This is a genomic window from Pseudomonas sp. B21-051, from assembly GCF_024748795.1.
GTDB classification, from domain to species: Bacteria; Pseudomonadota; Gammaproteobacteria; order Pseudomonadales; family Pseudomonadaceae; genus Aquipseudomonas; species Aquipseudomonas putida_A.
In genome coordinates this window covers 5,265,093-5,287,664 of sequence record NZ_CP087166.1, presented here as the reverse complement: position 1 = coordinate 5,287,664, position 22,572 = coordinate 5,265,093, and the positions used below count along the sequence as shown (strand labels likewise).

General features: G+C 62.0%; 19 protein-coding genes. 12 read left to right on the top strand and 7 right to left on the bottom strand.

The features are described from left to right. Nucleotides 1-15 precede the first annotated feature (15 nt). The 6 genes from thiL to LOY52_RS23775 all read left to right on the top strand — a co-directional run bounded on the left by thiL (nucleotide 16) and on the right by LOY52_RS23775 (nucleotide 4,326). On the top strand, nucleotides 16-981 hold the full coding sequence (gene thiL, locus LOY52_RS23800) for a thiamine-phosphate kinase (RefSeq protein ID WP_258676394.1): 966 nt from the start codon (nucleotides 16-18) through the stop codon (nucleotides 979-981). After that, a complete protein-coding gene (locus tag LOY52_RS23795) occupies nucleotides 978-1,481 on the top strand; it encodes a phosphatidylglycerophosphatase A (RefSeq protein WP_007910933.1) in 504 nt (167 codons plus the stop codon). The genes thiL and LOY52_RS23795 overlap by 4 nt, the downstream gene beginning before the upstream one ends. Nucleotides 1,482-1,515: 34 nt before the next feature. After that, nucleotides 1,516-2,253 (top strand): ABC transporter substrate-binding protein, encoded by a 738-nt coding sequence (locus LOY52_RS23790; RefSeq protein WP_258676392.1) that lies wholly within the window; start codon nucleotides 1,516-1,518, stop codon nucleotides 2,251-2,253. Nucleotides 2,254-2,492: 239 nt separating this feature from the next. Then, nucleotides 2,493-3,110: a GTP cyclohydrolase II gene (gene ribA / locus LOY52_RS23785; RefSeq protein ID WP_027612931.1), complete on the top strand. Its 618-nt coding sequence runs from the start codon at nucleotides 2,493-2,495 to the stop codon at nucleotides 3,108-3,110. Continuing rightward, nucleotides 3,107-3,526 carry a hypothetical protein gene (locus LOY52_RS23780; RefSeq protein ID WP_047602513.1) on the top strand — a complete coding sequence of 140 codons (420 nt, stop codon included), beginning with the start codon at nucleotides 3,107-3,109 and terminating at the stop codon, nucleotides 3,524-3,526. The genes ribA and LOY52_RS23780 overlap by 4 nt, the downstream gene beginning before the upstream one ends. Beyond that, nucleotides 3,526-4,326: a cobalamin-binding protein gene (locus LOY52_RS23775; protein ID WP_258676381.1), complete on the top strand. Its 801-nt coding sequence runs from the start codon at nucleotides 3,526-3,528 to the stop codon at nucleotides 4,324-4,326. The genes LOY52_RS23780 and LOY52_RS23775 overlap by 1 nt, the downstream gene beginning before the upstream one ends. A 96-nt stretch (nucleotides 4,327-4,422) precedes the next feature. On the opposite strand, the gene LOY52_RS23770 is transcribed toward LOY52_RS23775, so the two are convergent. The 5 genes from LOY52_RS23770 to LOY52_RS23750 form a co-directional block, all read right to left on the bottom strand. Then, the gene (locus LOY52_RS23770) at nucleotides 4,423-6,309 is read right to left on the bottom strand and encodes a TonB-dependent receptor domain-containing protein (protein WP_258676380.1); all 1,887 of its coding nucleotides are present in this window, start codon (nucleotides 6,307-6,309) and stop codon (nucleotides 4,423-4,425) included. 139 nt (nucleotides 6,310-6,448) lie between these two features. Further along, nucleotides 6,449-8,347, bottom strand: a complete 1,899-nt coding sequence (gene dxs / locus LOY52_RS23765; protein ID WP_258676378.1) for a 1-deoxy-D-xylulose-5-phosphate synthase — start codon at nucleotides 8,345-8,347, stop codon at nucleotides 6,449-6,451. 91 nt (nucleotides 8,348-8,438) lie between these two features. Next, a complete protein-coding gene (ispA, locus tag LOY52_RS23760; protein WP_258676376.1) occupies nucleotides 8,439-9,326 on the bottom strand; it encodes a (2E,6E)-farnesyl diphosphate synthase in 888 nt (295 codons plus the stop codon). After that, on the bottom strand, nucleotides 9,323-9,565 hold the full coding sequence (locus LOY52_RS23755; protein ID WP_003228627.1) for an exodeoxyribonuclease VII small subunit: 243 nt from the start codon (nucleotides 9,563-9,565) through the stop codon (nucleotides 9,323-9,325). The genes ispA and LOY52_RS23755 overlap by 4 nt, the downstream gene beginning before the upstream one ends. A 112-nt stretch (nucleotides 9,566-9,677) precedes the next feature. Further along, entirely contained in the window at nucleotides 9,678-10,823 is a 1,146-nt protein-coding gene (locus tag LOY52_RS23750) for a Fic family protein (RefSeq protein WP_258676374.1), read from the bottom strand. A gap of 281 nt (nucleotides 10,824-11,104) precedes the next feature. Here LOY52_RS23750 and LOY52_RS23745 point away from each other — a divergent pair, with 281 nt between their 5' ends. The 6 genes from LOY52_RS23745 to LOY52_RS23720 are packed head-to-tail and all read left to right on the top strand — an operon-like array spanning nucleotide 11,105 to nucleotide 21,290. Next, the gene (locus LOY52_RS23745; RefSeq protein ID WP_258676371.1) at nucleotides 11,105-11,896 is read left to right on the top strand and encodes a YfaP family protein; all 792 of its coding nucleotides are present in this window, start codon (nucleotides 11,105-11,107) and stop codon (nucleotides 11,894-11,896) included. A 38-nt stretch (nucleotides 11,897-11,934) separates the two neighbouring features. Beyond that, nucleotides 11,935-13,647, top strand: a complete 1,713-nt coding sequence (locus LOY52_RS23740) for a DUF2138 domain-containing protein (RefSeq protein WP_258676368.1) — start codon at nucleotides 11,935-11,937, stop codon at nucleotides 13,645-13,647. After that, a complete protein-coding gene (locus LOY52_RS23735) occupies nucleotides 13,632-14,282 on the top strand; it encodes a DUF1175 domain-containing protein (RefSeq protein ID WP_258676365.1) in 651 nt (216 codons plus the stop codon). The genes LOY52_RS23740 and LOY52_RS23735 overlap by 16 nt, the downstream gene beginning before the upstream one ends. After that, a complete protein-coding gene (locus LOY52_RS23730) occupies nucleotides 14,279-18,853 on the top strand; it encodes an alpha-2-macroglobulin (protein WP_258676363.1) in 4,575 nt (1,524 codons plus the stop codon). The genes LOY52_RS23735 and LOY52_RS23730 overlap by 4 nt, the downstream gene beginning before the upstream one ends. 1 nt (nucleotide 18,854) lies before the next feature. Continuing rightward, nucleotides 18,855-20,474, top strand: a complete 1,620-nt coding sequence (locus LOY52_RS23725; RefSeq protein ID WP_258676360.1) for a DUF2300 domain-containing protein — start codon at nucleotides 18,855-18,857, stop codon at nucleotides 20,472-20,474. Between the two features lie 3 nt (nucleotides 20,475-20,477). Next, on the top strand, nucleotides 20,478-21,290 hold the full coding sequence (locus tag LOY52_RS23720; protein WP_258676356.1) for a YfaP family protein: 813 nt from the start codon (nucleotides 20,478-20,480) through the stop codon (nucleotides 21,288-21,290). Nucleotides 21,291-21,313: 23 nt separating this feature from the next. Here the strand turns inward: LOY52_RS23720 and LOY52_RS23715 are convergent, their stop codons facing one another. After that, complete coding sequence (locus tag LOY52_RS23715; protein WP_027612917.1) at nucleotides 21,314-21,748, bottom strand: hypothetical protein; 435 nt, start codon at nucleotides 21,746-21,748, stop codon at nucleotides 21,314-21,316. Between the two features lie 15 nt (nucleotides 21,749-21,763). Next, a complete protein-coding gene (locus LOY52_RS23710; RefSeq protein ID WP_258676354.1) occupies nucleotides 21,764-22,324 on the bottom strand; it encodes a hypothetical protein in 561 nt (186 codons plus the stop codon). Between the last annotated feature and the right edge of the window lie 248 nt (nucleotides 22,325-22,572).

Genomic DNA, 22,572 nt, shown 5'->3' with positions numbered 1-22,572 from the left:
CGCGCTTGAGACCTCATGGGCGAGTTTGAACTGATCCGCAATTTCTTCGCCGCCGCGCCTTGTGCGCAAGGCGGCGAGGGCGTTGCCCTGGGGATCGGCGACGACTGCGCCTTGCTCGCGGTTCCTCCCGGGGAACAGCTGGCGATCTCCACCGATACGCTGGTGGCCGGCGTGCATTTCGCCGATCCCTGCGATCCGTTTCTGCTCGGTCAGCGCTCGCTGGCCGTCGCGGTCAGCGACCTGGCCGCCATGGGCGCCACGCCCGTTGCCTTTACCCTTGCCCTGACTGTGCCGACGGTGACCGCCGATTGGCTGCAAGCCTATGCCCACGGTTTGAACCGCATGGCGCAGAACTGCAGCATCGCGCTGGTTGGCGGCGACACCACGCGCGGCCCGTTGAGCCTGACGGTCACGGTGTTCGGTCGCGTTCCGGCCGGGCAGGCCTTGACCCGTAGCGGCGCGCAACCGGGCGATCTGCTCTGTGTCGGTGGCGAGCTGGGCAATGCCGCCGGTGCCTTGCCGCTGGTGCTTGGCCAGCGTGAAGCCGCGACGGATATCGCCCAGCCGTTGCTCGATCATTACTGGTCGCCCCAGCCGCAACTGGCCCTCGGTCAGGCGCTGCGTGGCAAGGCCACTGCCGCTCTCGACATCTCCGATGGCCTGCTCGCCGACTGCGGGCATATTGCTTTGGCGTCGCAGGTTCGTCTCGAAATTGAACGTGAGCGCGTACCGTTGTCCGATGCTTTAGTGGCGTTTCTCGGCCAGCGCGGTGCCGAACGGGCGGCGTTGAGCGGCGGCGATGACTATGTGCTGGCCTTCACGCTACCGTCCGTCGAGTTGCCGGCGCTGCTGGCCAATGGTTGGCCGATCCATGTGATCGGACGTGTAGCGCAGGGCCAGGGTGTGGTGCTGCTGGATCGCGATGGACACGACATCACCCCGCAAATCCGGGGTTATCAACATTTTCAGGAGACACCGTGACAGATCACCCCAAGCAGGTTCCGGCCGAATTCGTTCCGCCGTCGGTCTGGCGCAATCCCTGGCATTTCCTCGCGTTCGGCTTCGGCTCCGGCACCTTGCCGAAAGCGCCGGGCACGTGGGGTTCGTTAGTTGCGCTACCCTTTATCCCGTTGTGGCAGATGTTGCCCGACTGGGGTTACTGGCTGATGCTCGGGATCACCATGCTGTTCGGCTTCTGGCTGTGCGGCAAGGTTGCCGACGATCTGCGGGTACACGACCACGAAGGCATCGTCTGGGACGAAATGGTCGGGATGTGGATCACCCTGTGGCTGGTGCCGGAGGGCTGGTACTGGTTGCTCGCGGGGTTCCTGGTGTTCCGCTTTTTCGACATTCTCAAGCCATGGCCGATCCGCTGGATCGACCGGCATGTCCACGGCGGCGTCGGCATCATGCTCGACGACGTGCTGGCCGGCGTATTCGCCTGGCTGGCAATGCAGGGACTGGTGTGGATTTTCGCCTGATCCGGATCGTCAGGGTTAAGTGAGGAAACTAGGGATGGCTCGACGCTGGTTGGCGCTTGTGATGTTTACCTTGCTGGGCACTGTCGCCAGTGCGCAGGAAGCTGCGCCGACGCCCGCGGTCATCCATCTCGCCAGCGAAGACTGGGAAGACTACACCGCCGCTGACGGCCATGGCCTGGGCTGGGACGTGCTGCGCAAGGTGTTCGAACCGGCCGGGGTGAAACTCGACATTCGCAGCGAACCGTACACTCGTTCAGTTGGGCTGGCCCAGCGTGGCGAGGTCGATGCGTGTGTCGGTTCTTATCATGAAGAATTCAGCGACCTGCTCTATCCGCGCTGGAATTTCGACACCGACCACATCTACGCCCTGGGCCTGGCGAGTAATCCGGCACCGACCGCGGAAACACTCGGCCAATATCGGCTGGCCTGGGTGCGCGGTTACGACTATCAGAATTATCTGCCCGGCGTGCGCAACTTCAACGAGGTCGTGCGACGTACCGGGATCCTGTCGATGCTCACCCGTAATCGCGCCGACTATTACATCGATGCCCAGACCGAAATCGATTACGTGCTCGGCCGGGCCAAGGATCCGACGCAGTTTCGCAAGACGCATATCGCTGAATTGCCGCTGTACCTGTGCTTCGCCGATACGCCGCAAGCGCGCACGCTGATGGCGCTGTTCGACAGGCGCATGGAGCAACTGGTCAAGAGCGGCGAGCTGAAACCGATTTTCGAGCAGTGGAAGCAGCCGTATCCGTTCGAGATGAACTGATGCGTATCCCTGTAGGAGCTGCGGCACGCTGCGATCTTTTGATCTTGATGTTAAAAAAAACGGATCAACAGATCGCAGCCTCGTTTCACTCGACAGCTCCTACAGGGACCCCTGTTGTCCGAGGAGTCATCAAACTTTTTGATCGTTATGCCCGATAATTCAGCCTAAGCGTCTGCCGGAACCTGCTGTTACAATGCCGGCCTGCGAATTTTCAGAATTTTTAGATCAGGAGCACACCGGTGCCTGTCGTTTTTGTCGCCGCTTCCAAGCTGCCAACGCCTTTTGCGCAATTCACCATGCACGGTTTTCTCGATGAGGCCACCGGTCGCGAGCACGTTGTGCTGAGCCTGGGTGATTTCGCCGACGGTGCCCCGGTTCTCGGCCGGTTGCACTCCGAGTGCCTGACCGGTGACGCGCTGTTCAGCCAGCGCTGCGACTGCGGTTCGCAACTCGAAGCCGCGCTCAAGGCCATCGCCCGTGAAGGCCGTGGCGTGCTGCTGTACCTGCGTCAGGAAGGTCGCGGCATCGGTCTGCTGAACAAGATCCGCGCCTACGAGTTGCAGGACGGCGGCGCCGACACCGTTGAAGCCAACGAGCGTCTGGGCTTTGCCGCCGATCAGCGTGACTACGCCATGTGCCTGCCGATGCTCGAGCATCTGGGCGTGAAGTCGCTGCGTCTGATGACCAATAACCCGCGCAAGGTCAAAGCCCTGACCGACATGGGCATCGTCGTCGCCGAGCGCGTGCCGCTGCACACCGGCCACAATCCGCACAACAAACTGTACCTGGCGACCAAGGCCAGCAAGCTCGACCACATGATGGGCAACGAGCATCAGGGCGAGGTCGACCGCGCGTGACCCGCGGTCAGGTGCGCCGCCGCCTGGCGGTCGACTGGTGGAAATACCTGGCGTTGGCGCTGGTACCCCTGTTTGTCCTCAATGGCCTGTTCGGCCAGGGCGAAGGCATTCTGCCGGTGCTGGCCATGCCGTTGTTCATTGCCGGCGTGGCCTCGATGTTTGTCAGCCTGAAGTTTTTCGGCCGTTACAAGCACGCGCTGATCGCCACGCAAAAAGCCCTCGATACCCCTGACGAACCCGCGGCCTGGATCGCCTTGGCGGCCCGGCGTCGCAGTGCATTTCTTGCGGCCGCATTGCCGGCGTGGATCGGTGCGCTGGCGGTGTTTGTCGGCCTCGAAGCCGTACCACTGATGCTGCTGGCGCTGTCCACGGCGGTGCTGTTCTATCTCTACCGCATCCCGCGTCAACTCGGCTGATGCGCCGTCTGTGGCTGGCGGTTCTGCTGCTGGCCTGCGCCGGCCCGGTGCTGGCGAGTCTGCGAGTGGTCAGCCTTGCGCCCTCTTTATCGGAAATCGTCGTCGAGCTGGATTCGGCCGATCTGCTGGTTGGCGTGCTGGATGCCGGTGATCGTCCGGCTGCGCTCAAGGATGTCCCGTCAGTGGGGCGCTATGGTCAACTGGACATGGAGCGCCTGCTCAGTTTGAAGCCCGATTTGCTGCTGTTGTGGCCCGGCAGTGTCGGCCCGGCACAACGCGATCAGCTCAAACGCCTGAACATTCCGACCTACGTCGCCGAGCCGCACAATCTCGAACAACTTTCTGCACATATTGAAGCTATTGCCGCGCAACTCGGCCGGCCTGAACGTGGGGTGAAACTGGCGTCAGACCTGCGCCAGAAACTCGATGACCTGCGCCAGCGCTATCGCCGGGCCACGCCGCTGACAGTGTTCTATCAAGTCTGGGACAAGCCGCTGTACACCGTTGGTGGCGGACAGATCATCAGCGATGCGCTCGAAGTCTGTGGCGCGCGCAATGTGTTTGCCGACCTGAGTTTGCCGGCGCCACAGGTGAGTATCGAGGCGGTGTTACAGCGCAATCCGCAGGTGATTCTGGCGGCAGATCAGGCCCAGCTCGATGCGTGGAAAGCTTGGCCGCAGGTTGATGCGGTGAGGAGAGGGCAGTTGCTGTTGGTCGCGGATAAAGGCCTTGAGCGCCCGAGCGGCCAGATGATCGATGCCACCGCCAAACTCTGCCAACTCATCCAGCCACACCGCTGACCCCTGTAGGAGCTGCCGAAGGCTGCGATCTTTTGATATTGATCCCCTCAAGCAAGATCAAAAGATCGCAGCCTTCGGCAGCTCCTACAGTTGAAATCAGTGGATGTCCGGGGTCCAGGTGACGCCAACTACCCACGCCCGACCTTCCTCGCGATAGCCATACTGGCTGCCGTCATAGCTGTAATTCGCCCGACTGTAGCCTTTGTCGAAAACGTTATCGACCTTCAGATCCAGTTTGATCTCGCGGTTCAGCGCCCAGCTGCTGCGCAAGCCGAACAAGGCGTAACCACCTAGTGGGTTTTCATTTTTCAGGTCGTCATAACTGCTGCTAACAGCCTGCCAACTCGCACCTACGCCGATCTGGTCAAACTGTCGATCCAGATCCCAACTCATCGTGCGCCGCGCGCGACGCGCCAGGGTGTGCCCGGTATCGCGATCACGCGGGTCGATAATCGCCACACCGAGATTGCTCTGCCAGCCGAACAGTTCCTGTTTCAGCGCCGCTTCAAAGCCATTGATTCGTGCCGAAGCCACGTTCTCCGGGCGTGAGTTGCTGCCGAAGATGATCGCGTCTTGCAGGTCCGTGCGGTAGATCGACGCTTCCAGGCGACTGCTATCGCTCAACTGACTGCGCCATTGCAGTTCGTAGCTTTTCGAGGTTTCCGGTTTCAGATTCGGGTTGCTGAAATCCGGGTAGTACAGGTCGTTGAAGGTCGGCGCGCGGAAGCCTTCGCTGTAGCTCAGCAACAGATCGTTGTCCGGGTTCAGCGGCAGGGTAAAAGTGCCGCTCCAGGTGTTCTGGCTGCCGAACTGCTGGTTGTCGTCGTGGCGCAGACCCAGTTCGGTGGAGAAGCTGTCGGCCTGATAGCGATGCTGGATGAACGCGGCGCGGTTCCAGCGACTGTCTTCGTTGAACGCGGTGCTGCTGTTGACCCGATCTTCGTACCAGTCGCCGCCGAGAATCAGGCTGTTGCGCGCATCCAGAGTCAGGTCGTTCTGCCAGGTCACCGAGTCGCGATAGGTGTTGAACACTGTGCGCTCGTCGCTGAGCTTGTCGAGGGTCTTCTCGCGGTTCTCGCTGTGGCCGAATTCGACGCGGGTTTTCCAGATCTCGTTGACCCGCGCGTCGACGTAGCTGCTGACACTGCTGACGTTGAAGTCGCTGTAAGGCTGCTGCTGCACCGACTCGAAGGTGGTCGTGTCGAAGCGGCCGAACGGGTTATCGAACTCACTTTTGCCACGGTTATCCAGCAGGTTGGCGCCGACTTCGACGTCGTCGGTCAACGCATGGCTGAGGCTCAGGCTGACGGATTTATTGCGATAGGCATCGTGATCGCTGTCGCTCGGGTACGACGCGTGAGTACGGTCTATACCGGCGGTGTCATCGAGGCTGGCGCCGAGGTTGAAGCGGGTCTTGTCATCGCCACCGGACAGGCCGAGGCTGCGTTCCCAGTTCTGGCTGCTGCCGAAACCGACGTGCAGGCGTGGTTGCAGGCCTTGCTCGGTGCCGCGCCGGGTGAAGATCTGAATCACCCCGCCAATCGCGTCGCTGCCGTAAATTACCGAGCGCGAACCGCGCAACACTTCCACGCGCTCGATCTGGTCGATGTTCAGGTGCTGCAGGTTGCTGTCGCCGGAGGTCGAACTGCCGATGCGCTGGCCATCGACCAGCACCAGACTCTGCGCCGACTGCGTGCCGCGAATGTAGATCCCCGGCAGGCTACCGCGCCCACCGGCCTGCGCCACTTGCACACCCGGCACCCGCTGCAGCAGATCGGTGACGCTGCCCGGTTGCAGGCGGTCGATGTCTTCGCGGGTGAACACGGTGTTGGCGGCGCTGCTGTCGTTGCGCGCTTCGACCTGACGGTTGGCGCTGATCAGCGTGTCGGGCAGTTTCAATGCCTGATCACGCTCGAAGGTGTCGGCGAGAGTGCTGGCGGTCGGTAGCAGCAAGAAGGGCAGGGCGAGGCGCGAGAGGTTCATGGACGTTCCACTGGTGTTTCAGGTGTACACAAATCAAATGTGGGAGCGAGCCTGCTCGCGAATGCGGTGTATCAGTCAGCATTACTTTGACTGACAATCCGCATTCGCGAGCAGGCTCGCTCCCACAAGGGTATTGCGTTTATTTGTCGAGTAAAGCCAGGCGCTCGCGAATCGAGGCTTCGATTCCCGCTTCATCCAGCCCGCACTCGGCCAGCATCTGCGCCGGTTTGGCGTGCTCGACGTAAATGTCCGGCAAGCCCAGGTGCAGCATCGACTTGAGAATGTTCTCGCGCGCCAGGAATTCGCTGACCGCGCCACCGGCGCCGCCCATGATCGCGTTCTCCTCAATGGTCACCAGCAACTCGTGGCTGCCGGCAATCTCGCGTACCAACGCTTCATCCAGCGGCTTGACGAAACGCATGTCGACTACGGTCGCGTCCAGCTTCTCGGCGACTTTCAGGGCTTCGGTCAGTTGCACGCCGAACACCAGCAAAGCGACTTTGCTGCCCTGGCGGCGGACGATGCCCTTGCCGATTTCGATCGGCTTGAGATCCTTGTCGATGCTCGCGTTCGGGCCGGTGCCGCGCGGGTAGCGCACCGCCGCCGGGCCGTTGTACAGGTGGCCGGTGGTGAGCATCTTGCGCAGTTCGTTTTCATCGCTCGGGGTCATGATGACCATGCCCGGAATGCAGCGCAGGTAAGACAGATCGAAGCTGCCGGCGTGAGTCGGGCCGTCTTCGCCCACCAGACCGGCGCGGTCGATGGCGAACAGCACGTCGAGGTTCTGCACTGCGACGTCATGCACCAACTGGTCGTAACCGCGTTGCAGGAACGTCGAGTAGATCGCCACCACCGGTTTGGCGCCTTCGCACGCCATGCCGGCGGCGAACGTCACGGCGTGCTGTTCGGCAATCGCCACGTCGAAATAGCGCAGCGGGAAACGTTCGCTGAACGCCACCAGGTCCGAGCCTTCCTTCATCGCCGGGGTGATCCCGACCAGACGCGGGTCAGCCGCGGCCATGTCGCACAGCCATTCGCCGAACACTGCCGAATACTTCGGCCCGCTGGCCTTTTTCGGGGCAGCGGCCGGGGCGTCGACCGGTTCGAGCTTGGTGATCGCGTGGTAACCGATCGGGTCGACTTCTGCCGGGGCGAAGCCTTTGCCTTTCTTGGTGACGATGTGCAGGAACTGCGGGCCCTTCAGATCGCGCATGTTGCGCAGGGTGGCGATCAGGGTCGGCAGGTCGTGGCCGTCGATCGGGCCGATGTAGTTCCAGCCCAGCTCTTCGAACAGGGTGCCGGGCACCAGCATGCCTTTGGCGTATTCTTCGGTGCGACGGGCGATTTCCCAGGCGCCGGGCAGGCGCGACAGGACTTTCTTGCTGCCCTCGCGCATGCTCGCGTAGGTGCGGCTGGACAGGATCTTCGCCAGATAATTCGACAGGCCACCGACGTTGCGCGAGATCGACATGTCGTTGTCGTTGAGAATCACTAGCATGTTGGCGTTGACTTCCGGCGCGTGGTTCAGCGCCTCGAAGGCCATGCCGGCGGTCAGCGCGCCGTCACCGATCACCGCAATCGCCTTGCGATCGCTGTTTTGCAGGCGGGCGGCAATTGCCATGCCCAGTGCTGCGCTGATCGAGGTGCTGGAGTGGCCGACGCCAAAGGTGTCGTACTCGCTCTCGGCGCGACGCGGGAAGGCGGCGATGCCGTCCTTTTGGCGCAGGGTTTCCATGCGCTGGCGACGACCGGTGAGGATCTTGTGCGGATACGCCTGATGACCGACGTCCCACACCAGCCGGTCATCCGGGGTGTCGAAGACGTAATGCAACGCGATGGTCAGCTCGATGACGCCCAGGCCGGCACCGAAATGCCCACCGGTCTGGCCGACCGTGTAGAGCAATTCCAGGCGCAACTCATCGGCCAGGGTTTCCAGCTCGGCTTCGCCTAACCGGCGCAGGCCGTCCGGCGTGTTCGCGCGGTCGAGCAGGGGCGTGGTCGGGCGCTTGCGGGGAATCTCATGAAACGTCGTGGGCATCAGGCGAATCGTTATAGGTATAAAAGATGCGGCAGTTTACCTGATGCATCGCCCCCTGCCCACGCGTTGGTCTTTTTTGGCAGGTTGGCGTTCAGTTACGCCGCTCGACGATATACCGGGCCAGGTCGCGCAAAGGCTCGGCTGCCGCGTCAAACGGTCGCAGCGCGTAAAGCGCCTGATCGCGCAGTTCCAGCGCATAGACCTTGGCCGCGTCCAGCCCCAGCAGGGCCGGGTAGGTTGGCTTGTCGCGGGCGATGTCGGCGCCCTGGCGCTTGCCGAGGGTTTCGGTATCGCTTTCGACGTCGAGAATGTCGTCCTGCACCTGGAAGGCCAGACCAATGGCCTGTGCATAAGTCTGCAGGGCTTTGAGTTCGTCCTGCTCGGCACGGCCGCTGGCCAGGGCGCCGAGCTTGACGCTGACTTCGATCAGCGCGCCGGTCTTGTGCCGGTGCATCTGCTCCAGCGCTTGCTGATCCAGCTTCAGACCGACCGAACCGAGGTCGATGGCCTGACCGCCGACCATGCCTGCGGGGCCGGCCGCATGCGCCAGCGCCGTGACCTGTTGCAGACGGATGTCAGCGTCCAGATCGCTCAGGCGCGGGTCGAGCAGGGCGCTGAAGGCCAGGCTCTGCAAGCCGTCACCGGCGAGAATCGCGCAGGCTTCGTCGAATTTCTTGTGGGTGGTGGGCTGGCCGCGACGCAAATCGTCGTCGTCCATCGCCGGTAAATCGTCGTGCACCAGCGAATAGGCGTGGATCAGTTCCACCGCGCAGGCCGCGCCGTTGGCTTGTTCAGCCTTGCCGCCCAGCGCTTCGCACGCGGCGTAGGCCAGCAGCGGACGCACGCGCTTGCCGCCGATCATCACGCTGTAGTGCATCGCCTCATACAGGCGCGACAGCTCCGGCAGCGGAGCCTTGAAGAGGATTTCCAATGCCGCATTGACCCGCGCCTGACTGGTCGCCGAATACGCTGCAATCATTCTGGCTGTTCCGCGTCGAAGGGTTCCTCGGCGAGTTCGCCATCACGCTCCAGCAGCACTTGCACCTTCTGCTCGGCCTGGGCCAGCGCTGCCTGGCAGTCACGGGTCAGACCGATGCCCTGCTCGAAAGCGGTCAGCGAGTCTTCCAGCGACAATTCACCGTTCTCCAGACGCTCGACCAGTGTTTGCAGGTCGGCGAGGGACTGTTCGAAATCCAGTGCAGCTTTTTTGCGGGCCATGGCGGCGATTTCCGGTTGACGTTAAACCGGCGCGACACTAGCAGATAGGGGGTTTATGGGCAAATGAGCGGGGCGCGGCCGCCCCTTACACCCTCACTTCAGACGTCAGTGGTCAGTTTGAGGAATTGTCCGGGTAATTGATTTTGTATCGCGTGCTCCGTCCGCCTCCGGGCATACGCTGCAGGCAACCTTTTTCCAGCAGCTCCGCCAAATGTCGCGTAGCGGTGGCTTTGGAAACCTTGGCCACCGCCTGATACTGCGCGGCGCTGATACCGTGTTCAAACCCGCGCTCTCCGCCGTCGAGCAAACGATTGAGCACTTTACTCTGCTCCACCGAAAGCTCGGATTCACGGTGCGCCTGCCAGAAGCGAGTTTTACCCAGCACACTTTCGATCCGTGCAATGGCTTGCTGCAGGCTGCGTAAAAGAGTCTGCAGAAACCACGTGAGCCATTGGGTGACATCCAGTGTGGCTTTTTGACTGGCCTCAAGCACTCGGTAATAGCCGCTTCGGTCATCGAGGATGCTGGCCGACATCGCGTAGAACCGGATGGCCTGCGCTTCGCCTTGCGCCAGCGCCAGATCGGTGATGGTCCGAGTCAGACGACCGTTGCCGTCATCAAACGGATGCAGCGTGACAAACCAGAAATGCGCGATCCCGGCACGTAGCAACGGATCCAGCGCTGTTTGATGCTTGCTTGCCTCGAACCAGGCGAGAAATTTATCCACCTGCCGCTCGAGACCTTGGCGCGCAGGGGCCTCGAAATGCACAGTGGGGCGGTCGAGACGACCGGAAACCACCTGCATCGGTTCGTCACCGCGAAGCGCACCGACATGCATCGACCTTGCGGTGAAGTCGCTTTCCTGATCCGGAAACAGCCATCGATGCCATTCCAGTAATCGCTCCAGCGTAAGTGGTTCAGCGAAGCGCCGGGTGGCGTCGAGCATCAGTTGGGCCAGGCCTTCGCTGCGTTGGCTGACTTTATCGCCGTCAGACAATTCCAGTCCCAGGCGTCGAGCCAATGACGAACGCACTGAGCCGACATTCAACTGCTCGCCTTCAATCGCCGAGGAGGTCACGATGTTTTGCAGCAGTGCGTCGAGTTCGGCTTGAGCCGTCAGCGAATTGCCGACGGATCCGGCCATGCCCATCAAACGGCCTTGTGCTTGTACGCATTCGCGCAACAGGGGTGCCAGACGTTCTGCCTGCCAGTTGAAATCAGGCCAATCCGGGTGCTGCCAGATCCATTGAGTGATCATCGGTTATTGCCTGTATTAGGGCCGTGAGCCGAATAGAAATGCTATTCGGCTCATTTAGTGAGCCGAATATGACGGCTATTCGGCTCACCGTCCACTTTACGGCGTGATTCCCACCGCAAATCCAGATGTATCCGATTGTTAAAAAACTGCCGAATCGCTAATCTTCGCGCCTTCTACGACCCGCTAGTCACGGGGTCTTTCAGACGAAACGCAGTTTCCACCGCTGTGAAGTACCGAGGATCGGGTGCAAGGTTTCGTTCAGGCATGGCAGGAGGCATTACATGCGTTCATTTCTTTGGCTGCTGATCGGCTTGGCCTGCGCGCCTGCGCTGTGGGCGGCGCCGAGTGCCGAGCTGTCGGAACCGTCGGGCGGCTGGCGCTATAACGGTCTGCTCGATCGCAGTGAAAACCCGCAAGTCGCCTATCCCACGCCGCCGATCGATCGCGGCATCCAGCGCAATCGCACGATGATCCAGGGCCAGCTCAAGGCCATCGGCAATCAGCGCGGGCCGCACACGCTGGCGGTCAACGGCAATCCACTGAATCTGTACACCGACGATGACGGGCGGTTCGCCCGGCCCTATGCGTTCGGCGCCGGCTCCAACAGTGTCGAAGTGCGCAGCGCCGAGGGCCAGTCGCTCAAGCGCGTGCAGTTCTATGAGGCAAACAACCTGCGCACGCCGGCGAAGATCCGCGTGGTGCTCGGCTGGGACGATCCCAAGGCCGAACTCGATCTGCACATCATTACGCCGGACGGCCAGCATGCGTTTTTCGCCCACACGGCGTTGACCAATGGCGGCGGTCTGGACCCCGATGGGGTCGATGGTCCCGGCCCGGAAATGTTCACCATGACTGCGCCGCTGCATGGCACTTATCTGGTTTACGTCAACTATTGGGGCAACTTCGGTGACGGCGGCTATAACTTCGAGGAGGCCAGCAATCAGAACGAGGTCATCACCTCGCAAATCACGCTGGTGCTCAACGAAAACACGGTCGACGAAAAACGCGAAACATTCATCGTGCCCCTGCGGGCGATCGGTGATCTGCTGCTGGTCAAGACTTTCAACTATTAAGCATCCCGCTCCACGGATGAACTTCGGGTTTTGTGAACATGAGTGATAACGCTGCTTCTCCGGCCGTCCCTACTCCTGCCGGCCAACCTTCCCGGCGCTGGCCGGCGCTGCTGATCGGCCTGGTCCTGGTGGCCGGGGTGGCCGGTGGTCTCGGCTGGCTGCTGCACAAGCCCAAGGCGCCGGCGGCGGCATTGGCCAGCGACAAGCTCGGTCTGAGCAGGCCGGATGCGCTGCTGGAAACCCGCTCCCTGAGCCAGTTGCCCAAGGACCTGCTGACGGTGCCGTTCCTCAAGGCCACGCTCACCGAGGATTTCGTCTTCTATTACGAAACTCACGCCGATCGTCTGGGGCTGATCGGCAGCCTGCGGCGGATCATCTACGAACACGACCTGAAGCTGCAGGACAGCCTGATCGAACAGCTTTTCGATCAACCCGCCGACGTGGCGTTGTGGCGTGGCGCCGATGGCCGGCTCAAGGATTTCCTGCTGGTGATGGACCGCGGCGGCTTGGCGAAACTGCTCGAACCGCTAGCGAAAGTGGCGCTGGATGATTCGCAGCTCAGCGTGTTCGGCAGCCTCAAGGTCGGCGGTGACGAAGTGCCGCTGTACCAGCTCAGCTACAACGCCAGCAAATCGCTGCTGTTCGCGTCACGTGGCGACAAATTGGTGGTGCTGTCCAATCCGAACAAGTATTACGACCCGGCCAACGGAGAATCGGAAGAGTCCGGACACGTCTCGCCGCAGGCGCTGGCAGCGCTGCTCAACGGCGACAAACTGTTCCCCGAGGCTTTCGGTCTGCCGGCCAAGGCACCGGAAATCAAACAGCGTCTGTCGGTCAATTCCAGCGTCCTTGCGATGGGTTACCAGCGCTTCATCCCGAACTTCGCCGGGCTGCGCTTCGACATGGACGACAAGGGCTGGCACAGCTTTCTCGCCATGGACGAACTGGATAACCAGCCGGACTTCGATTTCAAACCGGTGTGGCAAGCCATGCCGCTGGGCGCCAGTGCCTGCGTAACCTTGCCGGTGGCGGCGGAGCCACAGAAACCGCTGCTGGTGAAACTCGGCGCCGACGAAGCCGTGGCGCAGAAACTCACCGAGCACGTGGCCGGCGCGGCAGGCCTGTGCTGGTACGCCGATTCGCGGTTGTATACGCCGTTGCTGGTCGCCAGCCTGAAGGATGAGGACAGCAGCAAGCTCGATGGCGACCTGGGCACGTTGTTCGGTTCGATGGTCGGCGCCTACGAGTCGAATATCGATGAACACGCATTCCCGGTGGTCGAGAAACAGGAAGGCCAGAGTCATGTCTGGCAGCGTCAGGTCAGCTCCAATTTCGGCCCGTACGCAGCGAAGACTGCCGAGAACCCGGACGCCATCAGCGGCAAGGCGTTCATGAAAGTCAGCCTCGCGCGCCACGGTTCGAAGCTGCTGTTTTCCCTCGACGACAAACTGGTGGACAAGGCTCTCGGTACTCTCGACAAGCGCTTCCCGCCGATGGCCGACGTGCTGCCGAAAGATGTGCTGATGCCGATCTACTTCGGTCCGGATTCGATGGCGCAACTGATGCGGCAGGAAACCCTCGACAGCCTGCCGCAGGACATGGAGCCGGTGTTCTACAACGCCGCGCAAACGTACCTGATTCCGAAACTGCGCACCCTCGGCGGCTACGGCAAATACGCCCTGACCCTGCCGGAAGGCAGCGAGCCTGACGGCCACTGGCAATGGTTGCCGCTGGAATGGAAAGCGCTGTGACGACACTGATCCGCAGCCTCGGCCTGCTCGCGCTGTTACTCGGCGCCGGCGCCCGAGCCGTCGAAGCGCCGGCGCTGGATCCGGCACAGTCCCAGGTGTTCCGCGCCTGGTTCGTGCGCATCGCTCAGGAGCAACTGAGCCAGGGGCCTAGCCCGCGCTGGTATCAGCAGGACTGCGCGGGGCTGGTGCGTTTCGCTGCCAACGAAGCGTTGAAAGTCCACGACGACAAATGGCTGCGCAGCAATGGTCTGTCCAATCGCTACCTGCCGCCGGAGCTGACGCTCAGCGACGAGCAGCGCAAGCTCGCCCAGCAATGGCAGCAGGGCGGCGGCAAGGTCGGGCCGTACGTCAACGCGATCAAACTGATTCAGTTCAACAGCCATCTGGTCAGCCGCGACGTGTCCCAGGCACGCCCCGGCGACCTGATGTTTTTCGATCAGGGCGACGACCAGCACCTGATGATCTGGATGGGCCGCTACATCGCCTATCACACCGGCACGACCACCCCCACTGACAACGGCATGCGTTCGGCAAGCCTGCAGCAACTCATGACATGGAAGGACACCCGATGGATACCCGACGCAGCCAACCCCAACTTCATCGGCGTCTATCGACTGAACTTTCTCTCCCAATGACCGGTGCCCGCATGCTGCGACTCTGCGCTCGAATTCCTCTGCTGCTGGCGCTGTTGCTGCCATTGGCGACCGTCAACGCTGAAGATTCGGTGGAGCCGAGCGGCTACACGCCGGTCGCCGGTGAAAGCTTCTTCCTGCTGGCCGACAGCAGTTTCGCCGCCGACGAACAGGCGATGGTGCGTCTCGAAGCACCGGGCCGCGACTACCGCCGTTTCCGCATGGAGCCGTACGGCGGCGCCGACATTCGCGTGTACCGCATCGACAAACCGCTGGATTTCCTCAAGCGCCAGAAAAACCTGCACCGCGTGGTCAGCGACGGCCAGTTCAAGGGCGAAGGCCTGTCCAACACCCTCGCGTATCTGTGGGACAACTGGTACCGCAAATCGCGGCGGGTGATGCAGCGCGCGTTCTCCTACGAGTCGCGCAAGCAGGTCACCGAGGAAGTGCCGGAACTGAAGATGGGCAACGCCATCGCCGCGCCGACGCCGTACGACGCGCAGCCGCAATTCGCGCTGATTCCGGGTCTGCCGGTGGTCAGCCAGTTCCGTTATCCACTGTGGCAGGCCAAACCGATCCAGCCGCCGGCCGGGGTCAATCTGGCCGGGTCTTCCAGCGAGTTCGTCAGCGTTGCGCCGGGTAACGTGTACATCCCGTTGGGCAACCTGAAGCCGGGCCTGTACCTGGTCGAAGCGCTGATCGGCAAGTATCGCGCGACCACCATGGTGTTCGTTTCCAACACCGTGGCGGTGAGCAAGATTGCCGGTGATGAATTGCTGGTCTGGGCTGCGCGCAAACACGAAGGCAGTTCGGTGCCGAAGGTCAATGTGCTGTGGACTGACGGCCTCGGCGTGATGAGCAGCGGTGACACCGATGCCGATGGTTTGCTGCGCCTGAAACACGTCAGCCCCGAGCGCTCGTTCGTCATTGGCGAGGACGAAGAGGGCGGGGTGTTCGTCTCGGAAAACTTCTATTACGACAGCGAAATCTACGACACCAAACTCTACGCATTCACCGACCGGCCGCTGTATCGCCCGGGCGATTGGGTGTCGCTGAAAATCGTCGGTCGGGAGTTCAAGAATGCGCGGGATTCGGTGCTGCCGGGTGCTGCAGATGTCACGGTCAGCGTGCTTGATGCCACAGGCACTGAGTTGCAACACCTCGACCTGAAACTCGATTCGAAGGCCGGCACTCAGGGCCGCTTCCAGTTGCCGGACAACGCCGTGGCCGGTGGTTACGAGATCCGTTTCAACTATAAGGACCAGGCTTACAGTAGCGCCTTCCGTGTCGCCGAGTACATCAAGCCGCACTTCGAGATTTCGTTGAACCTGGCCAAGCAGGATTACCGCACTGGCGAGCCGGTGAAGGGCAGTCTGGTGCTGCTGTACCCGGACGGCAAACCGGTGGCCAACGCCAAACTGAGCCTGAGCCTGCGTGCCCAGCAACTGTCGATGGTCGACAACGAGCTGCAATACCTCGGGCAATTCCCGGTGGAGCTGACCAGCACTGAACTGACCACCGACAGCAAAGGCAATGCGAGCCTCGACCTGCCGGCCGCCGACAAGCCGAGCCGCTATATGCTCACCGTGTTTGCCAGCGATGGCGCGGCGTATCGGGTCAAGACCACCAAGGAAATCCTCATCGACCGTGGCGCCGCAAGCTTCCGTCTGAGCGCGCCGCAACGTTTCAGCGCGGTCAACGACAAAGTCGCGTTCAGCTACGCCAACGAGGGCGGCGGCGAGCAGAGCAAAGCCGTGACCCCGAGCAGCTACAGCTGGGTGCGCCTGGAAGACCAGAGCACCGGCGGAGGCAAACTGGCGGCGACGGACAAGGGCTTCAGCATTGCCTTCGAACGTCCGGGTACTTACAACCTGACGCTGAAAGATCAGCACGGTCGCGTCCTCGGCGCCACCGGTCATTCGGTCACCGGCGACGGCGTCAAAGCGGTGCCGGGCACCGTGGAAATCGTCCTCGACAAGCCCGAGTACAAGGCCGGCGATGAAGCGCTGGCGCTGATTACCTTCCCGGAGCCGGTCAGCGATGCACTGCTGTCGCTGGAGCGCGACAAGGTCGAAGCCACCGCGCTGCTGGCCAAGGGCGGCGACTGGCTGAAACTGGAAAAACTCAGCGACACCCAATACCGCGCGCGCATTCCGGTGAAGGATAATTTCGCGCCGAACCTGACCTTCTCGGTGCTGTACACCAAGGGCGGGCAGTACAGCTTCCAGAACGCCGGGATCAAGGTGACTGCGCCGCAAATCGACGTGGCGATCAGCACTGACAAAGCGGTGTATCTGCCGGGCGATACCGTCACCGTCGACCTGACCACGCAGTTCGCCGGCAAAGCGGTGCCGGCGCACCTGACCGTCAGCGTGGTCGATGAAATGGTCTACGCGCTGCAACCGGAAGTCGCGCCGACCATCGACCAGTTCTTCTACCACCCGCGCCGTAACAACGTGCGCACCAGCGCCAGCCTGTCGTTCATCAGCTACGACGTGGCGCTGCCGGGCAGCCCCGGCGCACCGGGCAAGGCCAACCGCAGCGAACGTGGGGTGAAAGTGCTGGAGCGTCCGCGTCGCGAAGACGTCGACACCGCCGCTTGGCAGCCAGAGTTGTTGACCGGTGCCGACGGCAAAACCCGTTTCACCTTCAAGATGCCGGACTCGCTGACACGCTGGCGCATCACCGCCCGGGCCATCGCCGATGACGGTCAGGTCGGGCAGAAGAAGCAGTTCGTCCGTTCGGAAAAACCGCTGTACCTGAAGTGGAGCGGACCGAGCAAATTCCGCAAGGGCGATCAGCCACAACTCGGTGTGTTCGCCTTCAGCCAGGCCGAGAAACCGGTCAAGGCTGAACTGGTCACCCATTACGCGGGCGCCGAACAACGCCTGCCGGTGACCCTGAACAACGGCATCAACTACGTGCCGCTGCCAGCGTTCGCCCTGGCCTCGGGTGAATGGACCGCCGAGCTGGTGCAGGACGGCAAAACCGCTGATTTCCTGGCCGTGCGCCTGAGCGCGACCGGTGACGGCTGGCAAGTCACACAAACCCAGAGCCTCGACGTGGCCAGCGGCGACACCCCGTTGAGCCTGCCGGCCGACGCCACGGACATTCGTCTGCGTCTGGATGACAGTCCGCAAGCGCTGTTCCGTTCCGCGCTCGACGATCTGCTGAGCTACCCGTACGGCGGCGTCGAGCAGACGGCCAGCCGTTTGCTGCCGCTGAGCATCGCTTATCCTTCGCTGGCGTCGAGCCCGCAGATCCGCGATCGCCTGCGCCTGATCATGCAGAACAGCCGTCTGCGTCTGGTGCAAATGGCCGGGCCGTCGGCGAGCTTTACCTGGTGGGGCTTCGACGGTGAGCCGGACGCGTTCCTCACCGCTTACGCCTATTACGCCGACTGGAACGCTAGTCAGGTGCTGGAACTGACCTTGCCGCCGGAGCATTGGCAGCGGGTGCTTGAGGTCTACGCCAAGCAAGCGCCGAACACGCCGTTGCTGCAGCGGGCGCTGATCCTGTCGTTCGCCAGGCAGATGCATTTGCCGGTGAACACTTTGCTCAGCGGCTTGATGGACGATCTGGCGAAGGCTGGTGAAGGCAATGCCGAAACCCTGATGGACGACAGCGAAGACAGCCTGGTGATGAGCGACCCGGATTCGGCGCTCGGTCTGGCGGCGGCGCGGGTGTTGACCGCGGCGCTGGCCACGCAGTCGAAAGTTGCGTTGCCCGACGCATTCAATCGTCAGGTTGGCGCCGCGCAACAGCGTCTGGCAGTCAGCTCGCAGCCGTTTGCCGAAGCGCTGAACCTGTCGCTGCAACCGTTCGATCAGACTCGCGCGACGGCGTTGCTGCAACGTCTGCTGCCGCAGCAGTCGACCCTCGAACGTGCGCTGGCGCTGAGTTGGTTGCAACGCAGCATCGCCCAGGCCTCGCCGACCATCGCGCTGATGCCGGGTGAAGGCTGGAAGAAAAACTACGGCGCGACCGGTGAGATGTTCTGGACCTGGCAGGGTGCGACGCCGGTGCCGAGCGTGTTGTCGGTGTCCGGTACTCAGGAGCGACCACTGCGTGCGGCACTGAGCTTCCAGACCCAGCAGCCCGCGGTCGATCCAATGGCCGTGACCATCACCCGGCGCCTGTCACGACTGGTGCCGGGTGACGAAGCGTTCACCTTCAAACTGGAGCCGGTCGGCAGCAAACCGCTGTCCAGCGACAGCCTGTACCTGGACGAAGTGATCCTCACCAGCAAGGCGCCGAAACCGCTGCGCTACGGCATGCTCGAAGTGCCGCTGCCACCGGGCGCCGATGTTGAGCGCACCACCTGGGGCATCAAGTTGCAGGGCAAGGACGGCACCGAACCGACCGCGCTGGAAAAGGCGCGCTTCGAACCGGGGCAATTGGCCTACGCGGTGCCGGTGGATGCGCTGAGCGGCGAATTGCGCCTGCGCCATCTGGTGCGTTTCTCGCAGAAGGGTCAGTTCAACCTGCCGCCGGTGCGCTTCACTCAGGTCTATGCGCCGCAGCATCAGGCCCAGGAAGCGAAAGCCGCCCTCGGTCAGGTCACGGTCAACTGACATGAACCGGCCGCTGCTGTGGCTGCTGATGTGTGTGATGCCTGCGCTGGCGACGGCGCAGGATGAGCCGCTGCGGCTGGCGTACAAGGGCGAGTTGCTGTCGTTGAATCACACACAGCTGATCGCCCGCGAGCCATTGCCGTCGACGCTGGATACGCCGCTGGGCAGTCTGTGGAAATTGTTCGTCTATGCGTGGCTGGTGGACACCGGCGCGCGCGAGCCAGCGTATGAATGTCGCGGGCAATCGAAGGAGGAGGTTTATTGCTGCTCGGCGGGCGGCAAGATCGAGCGTGATCAGGCGTTGGTCAAATCCTGCGGGTTGTACTTTGAGCCGGCGCGATTGGGCATTGCTGCTGCCGATTGGCGCACCTATTGGCAGGCGCGGCAGGCGCCGTCGTGGTTGCTGGATTTGCCGACCGTGCAACCGGCTACTCGGGTTTCCGTGACTGACTTGCTGAAGCTGTTGTCGGTGCTGCCAGCGCAGGAGCAGATGCGCCGCGTGTTGCTCGACGTCGTGCTGAATGCGTCGGACGGCAATGTCGTCGGCGAACTCGGTGGTCGCCTGCGGGTTAAGACCTGGAGCTGGCTCGGCGATCAGGATCCGCAATCGCGGCAGGGCGGTTTCGCCGGTTGGACGGCGGACGGCTCGCCGATCTGGGCCGGTGGGCGTGGCACCAGTCAGATGGTTTTGCGCCATTATGGGCAGGCGTTGGCGACGGTGTTGCCTTCATCCTGGCCGGCGGAAGCAGGGCGTTGTGTCGAGGTCGGACTGTTCTCGCGTTATCCGCTTTCGCGAGTCCTGTCGGGTGAGCGCGTCGCTGGTTCCGGGCCCTTGCAGGGCGACTACCGCGTCGAATTCGCCAACGGTAACGCGCTGGATATCCACAGCGCCGGCGAACTGTTTCTGCTCAACGGCAAACTGGTTGCACGCCTCGATCGTGAAGAATACGTCGCCCGTGTGCTTGAGCGCGAAGCCAAACCCGAACCTGCCGAAGCCGCCAAGGCACTCGCCGTGGCGATCCGCACCTATCTGCTGCAAAACGCCACGCGCAATGGCGATTGCCTGAGCATTGACGACAGCAGCAACCGTCAGCGCGTCGCCCCGCGTCCAGCCTCCGCCGAGTCGCGCAACATCGCGGCGTGGACAGCGGATCTGGTGTTGGCCGGCAGCACCGTCACCTATCACTCCGATCAACCCGGCCCGGACAAACTCGCCTGGCAACAAGCCGTCGAACAGGCCAACGCCGGTCAACGCTACGACGCGATTCTGTTGCACGCCTATCCGCGCGCCAGCCTCAGCCGTTGGGACAACCCGGTGGCCTCCTGCGAAGCACTGCCCGCCGCGCAAGACTGGTTGCAAAAGCAGCGTCGCGGCTGGCGTCCGACCCTGGAAAGCGAAACCGGCTACAACGAAGTCAGCACATTCGCCGTGTGCAAACTGGCGTTCGGCCGCCCGTTCGTTGATCGCGAACGTCAGCGCATTTATGTGCGCGGCGTGCTGACGCTGCAGGATCGCCTCGACCTGACTCACGAATATCTGCACCTGGCCTTTGAAGCACATCCCAATGGTCAGGATGAAACCTACATCGAAGGGCTCGCCCGTCACCTCTTGCTGGAATAGACCATGACACTCCGTTATCCACAGGTCTTGCTGTTGCTCTGCGCGTTCAATGCATTGCCGATGGCAATGGCCGCTGACAGCGTCAAACTCGACACCCCGGTCGGCGGCTGGCGCACCGGCGCGCCCGAGGGCGAAGGCGAGAACTTCCGCCAGACCGTCAACTACCCAGCCTCTTCGGTCAACACCCCGGTCGGCCAGGCCAACACCGCGCGCATCAGCGGCGAAATCAAAGCCACCCCCAAGAACAAGGAACCGGGCCGACTGATCGTCAACGGCGTCAGCATGCCGCTGAAAATCGACGACAGTGGCCGCTTCGGCCGCCCGTTCTCCTTCCCCAACGGCAGCAACAGCGTCGAAGTGCGCAGCCCCGACGGCCAGCAACGCCACCGCACACAGTTCCTCAACGCCAGCGGCGGCGCCACCCCGGCCAAACTGCGCGTGCTGCTGTCCTGGGACAGCGACGGCACCGACCTCGATCTGCACCTGATCACCCCCGACGGCGCGCACATCTGGTACGGCGACCGCGTCGCACCCAATGGCGCCGCACTCGACGTCGACGTCACCACCGGCTACGGCCCGGAAATCTTCGCCATGCCGGCGCCGATCAAGGGCCAATATCTGGTGTATGTGAACTACTTCGGCGGAGGTTATCGGGGGGATGATGAAGGCGGGGAGGAGGCGGTGCAGCCGCTGACTACGGCGCAGGTGACGGTGATTACCGAGGAAGGCACGCCGAGCGAGAAAATGGAGACGTTTGTGGTGCCGATGCGGGCGGTGGGTGAACTGACGCTTGTGAAGTCGTTCAGCTATCCCTGAGCAGCAGCCTGCTCAGGGTTGCACTAGAAACCGGGCGGAATGTAACCAGGCACGAACGGCACGTTGATGCACTTGCCGTGAATGATCTTTCCGTCCTCGATCCTGAACAGCACGATCTTTTTCGCCTTGTTGACGGTGGCTTCGAGTTTGCAATCGGAACTGTGACCGACCGTCTCGTAGTACTCGGTGTAAACCATGCCGTTGCCGGTGTGATTCATTGAAGTGCCGGCCGCTTCCGTGGTGGTCCAACTGGACGATTTGTACCAGGTGAGCACAGCCAGATTCTCGCCGTTGGCCCCGGTCTGTTTTTTCATCGAGTCGGGTTTGCCAAACAGATCGAGCGCTTCCTGCACATCGCGTCCTTCCCAGCGCGACTGGGCAATCAAGTGGCAACCATTGATCAGCAAAACAGCGGGCGTTATCAGCAGCGCCAATAACGTTTTAGTCCATGGGTTCATCGTAATTCCCGCCGCTTACTTGTTGCCCAGGATCGAGTCGAGGTTATCCATCATCTGGCCTTTCTCCTGAATCGGCGCCAGTTTGAAGAACATCTGCTGCAGGCCCTGAATCATCTGCAAGTACTCCATCTTGCCCAGCGCGATCATGTCCTTTTTGGCAGGTGAGCAAACGAACTCGCTGGTGCGCTGCACCCAGAACTCTTTCGGCTGCTGCCATTGGTCATTAACTTTCAGGTTGCGCATCATGTAGGCGATGCGATCAACCGACTGGCCATTGAGCATTCGGACCTTGTTCGTCGAACACTGAACTTCGAGGTTGTAGGCATCGATCATCGGTTTGCCGGGTTCCTCATACACCAGCGTCACGGCGACCAACTTGGCCCCCTTGGTCTGCTTCGACGGCACGACTGAAGTGCTGTCGGCGACATACATGATGTTCTTGTGGGGAACACCGTTGCCGTAAATGATCCACCAGTCACCGACGAGCTTCTGCTCCTCTGCCATGGCTGAAGAGGTAGCGGTCAGGAGTGCGGTCAGCAGAACAGCGGATTGAGTGGGTTTGAAAAACGACGACATGGTGTTGCTCCATTCCTTGGCGCTTTTGTAATGCACAAAAACAGAATGGAAATTTAGTGGTGAGGTTGGGCGCGGGGCAATTAGGGCGGATGTGCTAATGGCTTATTGCGATGCCTGAGTGGCGGGCGCTGCCCGGTTAATCTTGCGAAAGGCTCAGTTATAAAGAACGCAAGGTTTGTACGCGGTTTCTTCCCTGGTCTTTAGCGCCTGATCGGCCTCCGAGAGCAGGCGTGACAGGTCGTAGCCGG

Excerpts from the sequence above, each read along its gene's own strand:
- ispA (WP_258676376.1), bottom strand. The coding sequence starts at position 9,326 with ATGATTGCAGCGTATTCGGCGACCAGTCAGGCGCGGGTCAATGCGGCA.
- LOY52_RS23715 (WP_027612917.1), bottom strand. The coding sequence starts at position 21,748 with ATGAACCCATGGACTAAAACGTTATTGGCGCTGCTGATAACGCCCGCT.
- LOY52_RS23710 (WP_258676354.1), bottom strand. The coding sequence starts at position 22,324 with ATGTCGTCGTTTTTCAAACCCACTCAATCCGCTGTTCTGCTGACCGCA.
- thiL (WP_258676394.1), top strand. The coding sequence starts at position 16 with ATGGGCGAGTTTGAACTGATCCGCAATTTCTTCGCCGCCGCGCCTTGT.
- LOY52_RS23745 (WP_258676371.1), top strand. The coding sequence starts at position 11,105 with ATGCGTTCATTTCTTTGGCTGCTGATCGGCTTGGCCTGCGCGCCTGCG.
- dxs (WP_258676378.1), bottom strand. The coding sequence starts at position 8,347 with ATGCCCACGACGTTTCATGAGATTCCCCGCAAGCGCCCGACCACGCCC.
- LOY52_RS23755 (WP_003228627.1), bottom strand. The coding sequence starts at position 9,565 with ATGGCCCGCAAAAAAGCTGCACTGGATTTCGAACAGTCCCTCGCCGAC.
- LOY52_RS23740 (WP_258676368.1), top strand. The coding sequence starts at position 11,935 with ATGAGTGATAACGCTGCTTCTCCGGCCGTCCCTACTCCTGCCGGCCAA.
- LOY52_RS23750 (WP_258676374.1), bottom strand. The coding sequence starts at position 10,823 with ATGATCACTCAATGGATCTGGCAGCACCCGGATTGGCCTGATTTCAAC.
- LOY52_RS23725 (WP_258676360.1), top strand. The coding sequence starts at position 18,855 with ATGAACCGGCCGCTGCTGTGGCTGCTGATGTGTGTGATGCCTGCGCTG.
- LOY52_RS23720 (WP_258676356.1), top strand. The coding sequence starts at position 20,478 with ATGACACTCCGTTATCCACAGGTCTTGCTGTTGCTCTGCGCGTTCAAT.
- LOY52_RS23770 (WP_258676380.1), bottom strand. The coding sequence starts at position 6,309 with ATGAACCTCTCGCGCCTCGCCCTGCCCTTCTTGCTGCTACCGACCGCC.
- LOY52_RS23775 (WP_258676381.1), top strand. The coding sequence starts at position 3,526 with ATGCGCCGTCTGTGGCTGGCGGTTCTGCTGCTGGCCTGCGCCGGCCCG.
- LOY52_RS23735 (WP_258676365.1), top strand. The coding sequence starts at position 13,632 with ATGGAAAGCGCTGTGACGACACTGATCCGCAGCCTCGGCCTGCTCGCG.
- LOY52_RS23790 (WP_258676392.1), top strand. The coding sequence starts at position 1,516 with ATGGCTCGACGCTGGTTGGCGCTTGTGATGTTTACCTTGCTGGGCACT.
- LOY52_RS23730 (WP_258676363.1), top strand. The coding sequence starts at position 14,279 with ATGACCGGTGCCCGCATGCTGCGACTCTGCGCTCGAATTCCTCTGCTG.